This window comes from Isoptericola croceus, assembly GCF_029382255.1.
Classification (GTDB): domain Bacteria; phylum Actinomycetota; class Actinomycetes; order Actinomycetales; family Cellulomonadaceae; genus Isoptericola; species Isoptericola croceus.
This window is the reverse complement of sequence record NZ_JARLLG010000379.1, coordinates 1-265: the sequence shown is the minus strand read 5'-3', so window position 1 is coordinate 265 and position 265 is coordinate 1. Positions and strand designations below refer to the sequence as shown.

Annotated in this window: 1 pseudogene; it reads left to right on the top strand. The window is 70.6% G+C overall.

Annotated elements, in window-relative coordinates:
- Positions 1 to 265: pseudogene (locus tag PZC42_RS21670) on the top strand (ATP-binding protein); the annotation flags it as partial.

Here is a 265-nt window from a genome sequence, read left to right as displayed (position 1 = left end):
CTCGGCGCCGGCAAGAGCGTGCTCCTCAAGTGCGACATGGGCGACACCGTCGACCGCAACGGCCGCGTCGTCGCGATCGACCGCACCGAATCCAAGGAGTACGCGACCTTCGCGCAGAGCCTGCGCCCCGACACCACCCCGATCGTCGACCTGATGGCCCCGGAGTACTCGCTGGACCCGCTGCGCGTCTTCGGGCCCCGTGTGGGTGCGCGCATGGTGCAGAGCCTCTTCGCGGTCATGCTCGGCATCCGCGCCCGCGACTCCC